8 protein-coding genes are annotated in these 12,204 nt (G+C 61.2%); 5 read left to right on the forward strand and 3 right to left on the reverse strand.

The annotated features are described in order from the left end of the window. Positions 1-5: 5 nt before the first annotated feature. Positions 6-1,160, reverse strand: a complete 1,155-nt coding sequence (locus tag J3P88_RS25400) for a mandelate racemase family protein (protein ID WP_434572280.1) — start codon at positions 1,158-1,160, stop codon at positions 6-8. A gap of 989 nt (positions 1,161-2,149) precedes the next feature. On the opposite strand from J3P88_RS25400, the gene dctP reads away from it, so the two are divergent. From dctP to J3P88_RS25425, 5 genes are all read left to right on the forward strand, one after another. Next, complete coding sequence (dctP, locus tag J3P88_RS25405; RefSeq protein WP_186708933.1) at positions 2,150-3,145, forward strand: C4-dicarboxylate TRAP substrate-binding protein DctP; 996 nt, start codon at positions 2,150-2,152, stop codon at positions 3,143-3,145. A gap of 65 nt (positions 3,146-3,210) precedes the next feature. Next, a complete protein-coding gene (locus J3P88_RS25410) occupies positions 3,211-3,843 on the forward strand; it encodes a TRAP transporter small permease (RefSeq protein ID WP_186708931.1) in 633 nt (210 codons plus the stop codon). Beyond that, a complete protein-coding gene (gene dctM / locus J3P88_RS25415) occupies positions 3,840-5,123 on the forward strand; it encodes a C4-dicarboxylate TRAP transporter large permease protein DctM (protein ID WP_434572283.1) in 1,284 nt (427 codons plus the stop codon). The genes J3P88_RS25410 and dctM overlap by 4 nt, the downstream gene beginning before the upstream one ends. Positions 5,124-5,229: 106 nt before the next feature. Further along, a complete protein-coding gene (locus J3P88_RS25420; RefSeq protein ID WP_434572285.1) occupies positions 5,230-6,225 on the forward strand; it encodes a TRAP transporter substrate-binding protein in 996 nt (331 codons plus the stop codon). A 259-nt stretch (positions 6,226-6,484) separates the two neighbouring features. Further along, positions 6,485-8,392 (forward strand): alkaline phosphatase D family protein, encoded by a 1,908-nt coding sequence (locus tag J3P88_RS25425; protein ID WP_434572287.1) that lies wholly within the window; start codon positions 6,485-6,487, stop codon positions 8,390-8,392. Between the two features lie 158 nt (positions 8,393-8,550). Here J3P88_RS25425 and J3P88_RS25430 read toward each other — a convergent pair whose 3' ends face one another. Together J3P88_RS25430 and J3P88_RS25435 are read right to left on the reverse strand one after the other, a co-directional pair. Beyond that, positions 8,551-9,051: a methylated-DNA--[protein]-cysteine S-methyltransferase gene (locus J3P88_RS25430; protein ID WP_186708910.1), complete on the reverse strand. Its 501-nt coding sequence runs from the start codon at positions 9,049-9,051 to the stop codon at positions 8,551-8,553. 170 nt (positions 9,052-9,221) lie between these two features. After that, entirely contained in the window at positions 9,222-11,954 is a 2,733-nt protein-coding gene (locus J3P88_RS25435; RefSeq protein ID WP_434572289.1) for a LuxR C-terminal-related transcriptional regulator, read from the reverse strand. Positions 11,955-12,204: the final 250 nt, after the last annotated feature.

The raw sequence follows: 12,204 nt of genomic DNA on the forward strand, positions 1-12,204 counted from the left end.
CAGACTCAATGTCGGGACAAGGTGTTGGCCTCGATATACGCGAAGTTGATGTCCTCGCCCAAGCCCGGCCGGTCGGATAGATGCACAAAACCGTCGGCGTCCATGGGGTCGACGATGCTGTTGAGATGCGCCGGGACCTCTTCATAGTCAAGGAACGGGTGCAGCAGGCCGCGTTCGTACCAGCGGCAGTTGCTGATCGCCCCGACCACCGCCAGGTTCGCCGCGCCATTGCCATGGACCTCGCAATCCATGCCGAACGACTCGGCCAGGTGCGCCACCTTCAGGCACGGCCCGATACCGCCGACCCCGGCCACGCCGGCGCGCAGGATGTCACAGGACTTCTGGGTCACCCAACTGGCGCGGCTGTGGAACTTGCCGGCGATGCTCTCCGGGCCCAACACCGGGATGTCCAGGTTGGCGGCCAGCCAGGCATAGGACTCCGCCGAGTCTTCCATCATGGGTTCTTCGAACCAGGCGAAATTCAGCTTCTGCAGTGCCTTGCCGATGGTCAGGGCGTCCATGCGGCTGTACCAGTGGTAACCGTCGAGCATCAACGCGATGTCCGGGCCTACTGCCTCACGCACCGCGGCGCAGGCCTGGATGTCCATTTGCGGATTCGGCGCAAAGGAGATCGGTGGCATCCAGGTGTGCAACTTGATGGCCTTGTAGCCGCGCAGGACCAGCTTCTCGGCGAACTGGCCGTACTCGTCCGGCGTCGACAAACCACCTGGCAAGTCATCGCCGCACATCGTCGAACCGTACGCCGGGACCTTGTCGCGATAACCGCCAATCAATTTATGCACCGGCAACTTGAGCTTGCGCCCGGCCAGGTCCCACAACGCTTGTTCCACCAACGCCAGCGCCCGGTCGGTGAACTGCCCGGCACTGCCCCGCTGCCAGTGCGCCAGGTCTTGCCAGATGCTTTCACGGTCCATCGGATCGCGGCCGATCAGCACTTTGCGCACGAAGGATTCGATGATGTGCGGACGAATCAACTCAGGCGGGCCAAAGGCATAACCCTCGGAGCCATCGTCGCAGCCGATTCGCAGCAAGGCCATCTTGATCATGACCTCATCACCCGGATGGGCGTGACCGGCACTGTCCTGGGCACGGCGCGACGGTGTGGAGAAGACTTCGACGTGAACGCCTGTGATTCGCATAGAGGGAGCACCCTGTTGTTATTGTTTATTTGTATGTCGTCATACAACGCAACGGATTATTCTGACGTTTCGTGTGAGCTGTCAACCCACAGAATCAATAAAAATAGGGAGAGCAGAGGAATGACTAGCGAAAGGAGGTTATTTTTCTTGAGCAGCATCGAAAATGTCGTCATACCACGAGACGAAAAAGATACGACTCGCCGCAGGCAGGCCACGATGGCAGGAGGATAAAAACTGTGGGAGCGGGCTTGCTCGCGAAGGCGGTCTGTCTGAGACAGTGATGTTGGATAGGCCGCCGCTATCGCGAGCAGGCTCGCTCCCACAGGGTGGGCGGTGGTGGGCGCAGAATCCATGAACACCCGGGATCAAAAACTGTGGGAGCGAGCCTGCTCGCGATGGCGATCTGTCTGAGACAGTGATGTTGGATCGGCCGCCGCATTCGCGAGCAAGCCCGCTCCCACAGGGTGGTCGGTGGTGGTCGCAGAATCCATGAACACCCGGGATCAAAAACTGTGGGAGCGAGCCTGCTCGCGAAGGCGGTCTGTCTGAGTCGGTGATGTTGGCTGTGCCGATGTCTTCGCGAGCAGGCTCGCTCCCACAGGGTGGTCGGTGGTGGTCGCAGAGAGAACTTGCTCCGGACGTTCCAGGCCGAATGCTCCCCTGAACACATAGCCTGGCAGCCCCCTCGCCCCATGGATGCATTGAGCACTGGCGCCAGGTTGAAAGCCAGTAGCCATCACCGCTCCTTTATGGTTTCCTGCCCCAGGCACGATTGCTGACTGAAACCAGTCGAAATGACTGTTTGTGACGTTTCAGCCCGACGCAAGGAAGGCTCTAGCGCAACCTGTCGAGACTTACAGCCAAAGGACGGTTTTTCCCGTTAACCGCCCCCGACAAGTTGTTTTTCTGCCTAGACTCATCATTGTTCCGCCGTGCCGTGTTTTGAATGAGCCCGCACGAAAATACTAAAAACAAGAGGAAAGCCCGTAATGTTCAAACCTATCTGGAAAGCGCTCGCTTGCACGTTGGCCCTGAGTGCGATGAGCACGGCCATGGCGGCAGATCCGGTGGTGATCAAGTTCTCCCATGTGGTCGCCGAACAAACACCAAAAGGCCAAGGCGCACTGCTGTTCAAGAAGTTGGTGGAAGAACGGCTGCCAGGCAAAGTGAAGGTCGAGGTCTACCCCAACTCTTCACTGTTCGGCGACGGCAAGGAAATGGAGGCCTTGCTGTTGGGTGACGTGCAGATGATTGCGCCGTCGCTGGCCAAGTTCGAGCAGTACACCAAGACGGTGCAGTTGTTCGACTTGCCGTTTCTGTTCGATGACATTTCCGCTGTGGACCGCTTCCAGTTGAGCCCTGAAGGCCAGAAGCTGCTCAAGTCCATGGAAAGCAAGAACATTACCGGCCTGGCCTATTGGCACAACGGTATGAAGCAGTTGTCGGCAAACAAACCGTTGCGTGAACCCAAGGATGCCCGTGGCTTGAAGTTCCGCGTACAGGCATCGGCCGTGCTGGAAGAGCAATTCAAGGCGGTGAACGCCAACCCGCGCAAGATGAGTTTCGCCGAGGTGTACCAAGGCTTGCAGACCGGTGTGGTCAACGGTGCGGAAAACCCGTACTCGAACATCTACAGCCAGAAAATGCATGAAGTGCAAAAGTACATCACCGAGTCCAACCACGGTTTGCTCGACTACATGCTGATCACCAACACCAAGTTCTGGAGCGGCCTGCCGCCGGACATCCGCACTGAACTGGACAAGATCCTGGTAGAAGTCACCGCCCATGTGAACAAAGAGGCGGCGCAGCTGAACGAGCACGACAAACAACGCATCCTCGACGCCAAGACCACCGAGATCATCACCCTGACGCCAGAAGAACGCGGCGAATGGCGCGACAAGATGAAACCGGTGTGGAAGAAGTTCGAAGGCGATATCGGAGCTGACCTGATCAAAGCCGCCGAAGCCTCCAACAAAGCCCAGTGATTGGTTGGCCGGTACCGCCGCCCTGGCGGTGCCGGTCTGTCGTCCCCCCACAGGAGATGTCATCCATGAACGCCCTTCGGCGCACCTGGGAACACTTCGAGGAAGGTTTCATTGCTTTCCTTCTGGCCGCCATGACGCTCGTCACGTTCGTCTACGTGGTCCTCAACAACCTTTATTCAGTTTTCTACAGCCTCGGCGACCACTGGCCTGCCGCCAGCGAACCGATGTTCGCCATCGGCGACAACATCATGGGCATGGCCCAGGCGATGACATGGAGCACATCGCTGACCAAGGCGCTGTTTGGCTGGCTGATTTTCTTCGGCCTGTCGTATGGCGTGCGCACCGCCGGGCATATCGGCGTCGATGCGCTGGTGAAGCTGGCGAGCAAGCCGGTGCAGCGCTTCATTGGCGTCATCGCCTGCCTGTGCTGCCTCGCCTACGCCGGCCTGCTGGCGGTGGCGAGTTACGAATGGATCAACACCTTGATGATTGCCGAGATCGGTGCCGAAGACCTTGGCCATTTCGGCATCATGCAATGGCATATAGGGCTGATCGTACCGGTGGGGTTCGCGCTGGTGTTCATTCGTTTCGCGGAAATTCTCGTGCGCATCCTGATGAACCGCCAGACCGGCCTGGGCCTGGCCGATGAAGCGGCCGAAGCCATCAAATTGACCGAACACGAGGAAGACAAGCCATGACCATTGCCTTCCTGTTCATCGCACTGTTCGTGCTGATGTTTATCGGCGTGCCCATTGCCATTTCGTTGGGACTGGCGGGATCGCTGACCATCATTTTCTTCAGCCCCGACTCGGTGCGCTCCCTGGCGATCAAGCTGTTCGAAACCTCCGAGCACTACACATTGCTGGCGATTCCGTTCTTCCTGCTGGCCGGTGCGTTCATGACCACGGGCGGCGTGGCGCGACGGTTGATCGACTTTGCCAACGCCTGCGTCGGGCATATCCGCGGGGGCCTGGCGATTGCAGCAGTGCTGGCTTGCATGCTGTTTGCGGCGTTGTCGGGCTCCAGCCCCGCAACGGTGGCAGCGGTGGGTTCCATCGCCATTGCCGGGATGGTGCGCTCGGGTTATCCACAGGCGTTTGGCGCCGGCATCGTGTGTAATGCCGGGACCCTGGGCATCCTGATTCCGCCGTCGATCGTGATGGTGGTGTATGCCGCGGCGACCGAAACCTCAGTGGGCAAGTTGTTCATGGCCGGCGTCATCCCGGGCTTGCTGTTGGGTTTGTTCCTGATGGTGGCGATCTACATCGTCGCCGTGAAGAAAAACCTGCCGGCCCTGCCCCGCGCCACGTTCCGCGAATGGTTGACCACCGCGCGCAAGGCCATCTGGGGCCTGTTGCTGATGGTCATCATCCTCGGCGGGATCTATTCCGGGATGTTCACCCCCACCGAAGCGGCAGCGGTGGCGGCGGTGTATTCGGCGTTCATCGCGTTGTTCGTCTACAAGGACCTCACGTTCCGCGAGACGCCGAAAGTGCTGCTGGAGTCGGCCAAGCTGAGCATCATGCTGATGTTCATTATCGCCAACGCCATGCTCTTCGCCCACGTGCTGACCACCGAGCAACTGCCGCAGCAAATCACCGCCTGGGTGATCGAGGCCGGGTTGACACCTGTGACCTTCCTGTTGGTGGTGAACATCGTGCTGCTGATTGCCGGCGCGTTCATGGAGCCTTCGGCGATCATCCTGATCCTGGCGCCGATCCTGTTCCCCATCGCCATGAAGCTGGGCATCGACCCGATTCACCTGGGAATCATCATGGTGGTGAACCTGGAGATCGGCCTGATCACGCCGCCGGTGGGGCTGAACCTGTTCGTCACCTCGGCGGTGACCGGCATGTCCCTGCCTGCCACGATCCGTGCGGCGATGCCGTGGTTGATGATCCTGTTGGCGTTCCTGGTGCTGATTACCTATGTGCCGTGGATTTCCCTGGCGCTGCCGAATTGGTTGGGGATGAGTTAAACCCGGCAAACACTCTGTGGCGGGCAAAGGATGATTTGCCTTGCCATGGAGGTATCGGGCCGATCTGTCGGCCCTTTGCCTCCAGACCAAAAAAAGGACCTCTTGAATGCTCAAACCTCTATGGAAAGCCCTCGCCTGCGCCCTGGCTTTCGGCGCGTGGGGAACGGTCATGGCGACCGAGCCGATCGTCATCAAATTCTCCCACGTGGTCGGCGACCAAACGCCCAAGGGCCAAGGGGCGTTGATGTTCAAGAAGCTGGCGGAGGAGCGATTGCCGGGCAAGGTGAAGGTCGAGGTGTACCCCAACTCCACGCTGTACGGCGATGACAAGGAGATGGAAGCCTTGCTCCTGGGGGAAGTGCAGATCATTGCGCGGTCGCTGGCCAAGTTTGATCAATACACGCGGACCGTGCAGTTGTTCGACTTGCCGTTTCTATTCGATGACATCGCTGCCGTGGACCGTTTCCAGCAGAGCCCCGAGGGCCAGAAGCTACTCAAGTCCATGGAAAGCAAGAACGTCACCGGCCTGGCCTATTGGCACAACGGCATGAAGCACCTGTCGGCCAACAAGCCATTACGCACCCCGGAGGATGCCCGTGGCCTGACCTTCCGGATACAGACTTCCGCCGTGCTGGACGAACAATTCAAGGCGGTGGGCGCCAAAGCGCAGCCGATGATTTTCTCGGTGGTGTACCAGGGGCTGCGCACCGGTTTGGTCCATGGCACGGAAAACACCTATTCGAACTTCTACAACCAGAAACTCAATGAAGTGCAGAAATACGTCACCGAGTCCAACCACGGCATTCTCGACTACATGTTGATCACCACGTCGGACTTCTGGAACGGCCTGGCGCCGGACATCCGCAGCGAACTGGAGAAGATCGTCGTCGAATCCACGGCCTATGCCAACCAGGAAGCGGAACGATTCAACCAGCAGGACAAACAAAAATTCCTGGACGCCAAGACCACCGAGATCATTGCCCTCACGCCCCAGGAACGCAGCGCCTGGCGCGACAAGATGAAACCGGTGTGGGCGAAGTTTGAAAAGGACATCGGGGCGGATTTGATCAAGGCGGCGCAGGCTTCCAACGTCGCGCAGTAATTGCATGAAGGGCCGGGAACGCTCACGGCTCAACACTCTCTGTGGCGAGGGAGCTTGCTCCCGCTGGGCTGCGCAGCAGCCCCCCAATGTTTGCCTGACACACCGTGGTGTCAGGTTTTGGGGGTGCTTCGCACCCCAGCGGGAGCAAGCTCCCTCGCCACAAGAGCGCAATTCCCCCACTTCAATCCAACCCTCCCCAGTTGCAAAGCACATTGCGCTATGATCCCCGCCTCTCCCTGAATAGAGGCTTTTTTCGCTAATGCTGTCGTCCACCCCAGACATCACCTCTACCCTCCCACCCGTCCTGGTCGGCCCGCTGTTACGGCGGCTGGAACCTGCGCGCCTGGTGATGTGGCTGGTGGGCACGCGAGCGTTGGCCTTGACGCTGCGCATTGACGGGGTCGGCGACCTGACGCTGGATGCGTCGCGTTGCACCGTGGTGCCGGTGGGGCAACACGCTTTTGTGCACCTGATCGACGTGACGCTCGACACGCCCCTGCCCCAGGACGTAGCGATTGACTACGACCTGCTGGTAGAGGGCTCGCCTATCGCCGAATGGGCGCCGCACCTGTTGTATGACGGGGCACAGTGCCCGAACTTCATGTTGCATTCGCGCATCGAGCAATTGGTCCACGGATCCTGCCGCAAACCCCACTACCCGGCCAACGACGGCCTGCTGTGTGTTGACCGATTGTTGGCGCAAGACCCGGGGCAACGCCCGGCGCTGTTGATGATGAGCGGCGACCAGGTGTATGCCGACGACGTCGCCGGGCCCATGCTGCGGGCGATTCACGGGCTGATCGAACACCTGGGGCTGTTCGAGGAGCGCCTGGACGGCGCCGTGGTGGAAGACAGCGCCAAGCTCTATCAACACCCGGCCAGCTATTACCATCGGGCCGATTTGCTACCGGCCCTGGAAAGCAACGAAACCCTGCGCGAGCGCTTTTTTGGCGGGGCGCGCAAGCCGATCTTCACCAGCAGCAGCGCCGATAATCACCTGGTGACCTTCGCCGAGGTCATGGCGATGTACCTGCTGGTGTGGTCGCCGGTGCCCTGGACGCTGATCACTGTTCAACCGCCCGAACTGACCGTCGAACGGCGCCAGCGCTACGACCTGGAACAGCAGCGCATCGATGCGTTCAAGACCGGGCTGGGTGGCGTGGCACGGGTGTTTGCGCACTTGTCGTGCCTGATGATTTTCGATGACCACGACATCACCGATGACTGGAACCTGTCCGCGCAGTGGGAAGAAACGGCCTACGGCCATCCGTTCTCCAAACGCATCATCGGCAACGCCTTGATCGCCTACATGCTCTGCCAGGGCTGGGGCAACAACCCGGATGCCTTTGCTGATGTGCTAGCGCAAACCCTGGCCCTGAGCGACACCGCCCGGGACCGCTACCTCGACAGCGCGCCACAGGACCAACTGATCGACACCCTGCTGGGTTTCCAGCGCTGGCATTACGTGCTGCCAAGCACCCCGGCCCTGGTGGTGCTCGACACCCGTACCCGCCGCTGGCGCAGCGAGAACAACCTCAAGCAACCTTCCGGCCTGCTGGACTGGGAAGCCCTGAGCGAGTTGCAACAGGATCTGCTGGATCACCCCTCGGCAATCATCGTCTCGCCGGCACCGATCTTCGGCGTGAAGCTGATCGAGACCGTGCAGCGGGTGTTCAGTTGGTGCGGTTATCCGTTGCTGGTGGATGCGGAAAACTGGATGGCCCATCGCGGCGCTGCCCAGGTGATCCTGAATATTTTCCGACACTCGCGTACACCGGGTAACTACGTGGTGCTGTCGGGGGATGTGCATTATTCCTTCGTCTACGAGGTGCTGATCCCACACCGCAAGGGCGGCCCGCGCATTTGGCAGATCACCAGCAGCGGCATCAAGAATGAATTCCCACCGGTGCTGCTGGAATGGTTCGACCGCCTGAACCGCTGGCTCTACTCGCCGCGCTCGCCCCTGAACTGGTTCACCAAGCGCCGCAGCATGCGCATCGTCCCCCACACCCCGGAACACGCTGAAGCGGGAGAGCGGTTGTGGAACAGCGCAGGCATCGGCCAGGTGTTCTTCAACGAACAAGGCCAGCCCGCGCAGATCTACCAGCACAACGCCAACGGCCTGCCGCCGACGCGTATGTGCCCTCCCAAATCTCCGTCAGCCTGAAAATACCGGACATTAGATGTGGGAGCGGGCTTGCTCGCGAAGGCGGTGGTACAAACTGTATCTATGCAAGCTGACACTCCGCTTTCGCGAGCAAGCCCGCTCCCACAGTTGTGTTGGTCTGACTATAAATTTTGCATCCCCCCAATCCCTGTATCAGGTCAGAACGGTAGTTGCAGGCTCTCCTGGCCTTCGAGGCTGAGCAGGAACTGTTTGGCTGCCAGGCCGCCAGCGAAGCCGGTAAGGCTGCCGGAGCTGCCGATGACGCGGTGGCACGGGGCGATGATCGAGATAGGGTTGCGGCCATTGGCGGCGCCGACCGCCCGGACCGCTGTGGGTTGGCCGATCTGGAGGGCGACGTCTCGGTAGCTGCGGGTTTCACCGAAGGGGATGGTCAACAGGGCCTGCCAGACCCGGACCTGAAAGTCAGTGCCGGCAAAATCCAGTTCCAGCTCGAAACGACGGCGCTGGCCGGCGAAGTATTCCAGCAGCTGACGTTCGGTTTCCTTGAGGACCGGATGCCGGATGTCCTCTTCCAAAGGCCCCAGGCGCACCCGATTGAGCCGCTCGTTTTCCCACAGGATGGCCGCCAGCCTCGTCTCCCGGGCGACGAGGATCAGTTGGCCGACGGGGGATGGGATGGTTTTGTAGAGGGGCAACATCGAGGGATTCCTTGTCAAAGCCTTTGTGGCGAGGGAGCTTGCTCCCGCTGGGTTGCGAAGCGACCCTTCACGTGGCACCGCGGTGTGTCAGATTATCAGTTGGGGCTGCTTCGCAGCCCAGCGGGAGCAAGCTCCCTCGCCACGGGATCTCACCGGCCGCAAAATCTTGCTCAACCCAACAACCCCAATGCTTTCGCCCGCGCCACCGCCTGGGTGCGGCGCTCGACGCCGAGTTTGCTGTTGATGTGGCTGGCGTGGGTCTTGACGGTGTGCAGGGAGATAAACAATTGCTCGCTGATTTCCTGGTTCGAACAGCCTTGGGCAATCAACTGCAACACCGCCCGTTCGCGACTGCTCAGGGTTTCGACAGGTGACGCAGGGTCGACCGGTTGGGCCACCGAGGGCAGGCGTTCGAGCAGATGTTCGCGCAAAGTGCTGGGCGGCGCGTTCTGCAGTTGTTCGCGCAGCCATTCACAGTGCTTGCCCAGCAACCACTCGAACGGCTGCAACACCCCACCGCTGGCGGCTTCGAAAGCCTGGGCCAGGGTGCGACGGGCTTCGGGTTCGCGGCCGAGACTCAACAGCAAGGCGGCTTTCTGGTTGAGCGCCATCACGCTGAGCATCTGCCGGCCGGTTTGCTGGCCGTGCTCCAACAAGGCATTGAGCCGGCCTTCGGCGAGCATCGGTTGACCCCGGATGGATTCCAGCACCGCCTGTTGCAGTTCGACATGCAGCGGCAGTTGCGGGTGGAATTCCGGAGGCGCGGCGGCCCGCTCACCCGTGTAGGTCTGGCCCAGGCGGGCCAGCCAGGCTTCGGCCAGGTCGGTACGGCCTTGGGCCAGCCAGAGTTCGCATTTGACCAGGGTAATCATCGCCAGGTAGTAGATCGGCGGAACATCCCAGATGTGCATCAGGCGTTCGGCTTCCGCCAGTTCGGCAAAAGCCCGGGCGAACTCGCCGCTGTAGCCTTCGATCCGCGCGACCACGCAGTGACCGATCAGCACGCTGATGTCGCGGCAGGCGCGGGCTTCGGTAAGGCCGGCCTGCAACCGCGCCAGGCCGGCCTGGGGCTGCATGCGCAAGGTCAGCAGGAAACCTTCGTACATGATCAGTCGTGCCCGCACCGCATAAAGCCGCTGGGGCGATAATTTGTGCAAGCGTTGCAGGCCATGGTGCACTTCATCCAGTGCCCGCAGGATCTCTCCCCGCGCCTGCAGGACCCGGGCCCGATCGTAATGGGCCAAGGCCTCGAACAATGGATTGCCGACCCGCTGCGCCAGCTCCAGGGAATCGCGGTTCAGGTTACGCGCGCGCCACAGGTCGCCGTCGGCAATGGCCAGGTTCGACAACGTAGACAGGCACATCAGCCGCTGGCCGTAACGTTTTTGCGGCAGGCTCTCCAGGGCTTCGCTGCAATAACGCACGGTGGCCTCGCGATCACCACGCCCCCGGGCGACGATGCCGCTCAGGGCCAGCCATTGGGCGAGCATGGATTTTTGCGCGGTAGCCGAAGGGGCGGGCAGGAAACGACTCAAGTGCGCGGCCAGCTCTTCGGCGGCATCCAGCTGGCAGGCCAACCCAAGCGCCCAACTGTAGAGCACGATCAGCCGCGGCGTGCTGATGAGCAGGCTGTCGGGCAGGTCCATTTTCCAGCGCAGCAACATGCCGACGTTCTGCTCGGCCAGCAGTTGTTCCTCCGAGAGGTTCTGCACCAGGTTCGCCGCCACATCCAGGTGGCCGGCCCGTAGCGCCTGCTCCACGGCTTCGTCGATCAGGCCCTGGGCGTTGAACCAGCGGCAGGCCCGCAGGTGCAGGGTCGCGGCCGGGACCATGGCCGGCGCGCTGGGCCGACTGCGCAGCAGATCGGAAAACAGATGGTGGTAACGGTACCAATGGCCGTGCTCGTCCAAAGGCACCAGGAATACTTGGTGGGACGCCAGGTAACGCAGGATCTCGGCGCTGTCATGGGCTTCGCGCACGGCGTCGCACAGCGCGCTGCAAAAGCGTTCCTGAGGGGCCGTGTCATAGAGGAACGCCTGCACCTCGGCGGGCAGGCAATCGATGACTTCTTCGAGCAGGTAATCGCGAATCAACCCTTCGCCGCCATTCAAGGCCTGGGGCAGCAGGCCTTCGGTGCCGGCTTCAGACGCCGCCAGCAACCAGAACCGCAGCCCCGCCACCCAACCTTCGCTGCGCTGGATGAGGTTTTCCAACGCCTCACCACGCAACGAGCTGCTGTGATGCTGGAGCAGGGTCAAGGCTTCGTCATGGGTCAGGCGCAGGTCTTGTTCATTGAGTTCGAGCAATTGCCGCGACAGGCGCAGGCGCGCCAGGTGCCAGTCCGGACGCTGGCGGCTGGTGACGAGGACCAGCAGACCGTCGGGCAGGTGATTGAGGAAAAATTGCAGGCAGCGATCCAGCACCGGGCTTTGGGCCAGGTGGTAATCGTCCAGGACCAGCAACAAGGGGTTGCGCGGCGACAAGTGCGTGGACAGTTCGTCCAGCAGGCCATCGAGCCATTCTTCGAAGGCAAAGGGCTGGTGGCGCTGGCGCATTTTCAGCAACCCCAGTGCCCGGCCACCCAGTTCCGGGAAAAAGGCCTGGAGCCCTTCGAGCAAGCGTTCCAGGAAACGCCCGGGATCGTTGTCCCGGGCGCTGAGCCCCAGCCAGAGGCTTTGCCAATAGGCCGGCAGGCTCTGGCAGAACTCCACCGCCAGGGAGCTTTTACCAAACCCCGCCGGCGCACTGACCAACAACAACCGGCCCCCGAGCCCAGCGGCCAAACGCTCGCACAACCGCGGCCGCACGACATGGCCGTCGGGCAAGGGCGGGCGGTAGAAACGCCCGTCCTGTACCGCGATGGCTGCGCGGGCAGAATCCGGAAGTGAAGACAAATCAGTCATGGCCGGCTCTTGTTGGAATGCGGGTGGCGGCGTTGCAGATGTCCGCAGACTAGCGGTAAACGAGGAGGTATTGAAGGGAGTGCTACAAATGGCTACAAAAAGACTACACGCCGACCGACGTGAAAAATCCAGGCAGCCGCCGCTCTTGTGGCGAGGGAGCTTGCTCCCGCTGGGGTGCGCAGCAGCCCCAAGGCCGCCCCGTTTGATCTGACACCCCGAGTACTCTGCTTTGGGACTGCTTCGCAGTCCA

Origin of the sequence: Pseudomonas sp. Z3-6 (genome assembly GCF_051131985.1) — a bacterium.
GTDB lineage: Bacteria > Pseudomonadota > Gammaproteobacteria > Pseudomonadales > Pseudomonadaceae > Aquipseudomonas > Aquipseudomonas zanjanensis.

Coding starts and splice junctions, on each gene's coding strand:
- J3P88_RS25430 (WP_186708910.1), bottom strand. CDS start 9,051: ATGTTGCCCCTCTACAAAACCATCCCATCCCCCGTCGGCCAACTGATC.
- J3P88_RS25425 (WP_434572287.1), top strand. CDS start 6,485: ATGCTGTCGTCCACCCCAGACATCACCTCTACCCTCCCACCCGTCCTG.
- J3P88_RS25400 (WP_434572280.1), bottom strand. CDS start 1,160: ATGCGAATCACAGGCGTTCACGTCGAAGTCTTCTCCACACCGTCGCGC.
- dctM (WP_434572283.1), top strand. CDS start 3,840: ATGACCATTGCCTTCCTGTTCATCGCACTGTTCGTGCTGATGTTTATC.
- J3P88_RS25435 (WP_434572289.1), bottom strand. CDS start 11,954: ATGACTGATTTGTCTTCACTTCCGGATTCTGCCCGCGCAGCCATCGCG.
- J3P88_RS25420 (WP_434572285.1), top strand. CDS start 5,230: ATGCTCAAACCTCTATGGAAAGCCCTCGCCTGCGCCCTGGCTTTCGGC.
- J3P88_RS25410 (WP_186708931.1), top strand. CDS start 3,211: ATGAACGCCCTTCGGCGCACCTGGGAACACTTCGAGGAAGGTTTCATT.
- dctP (WP_186708933.1), top strand. CDS start 2,150: ATGTTCAAACCTATCTGGAAAGCGCTCGCTTGCACGTTGGCCCTGAGT.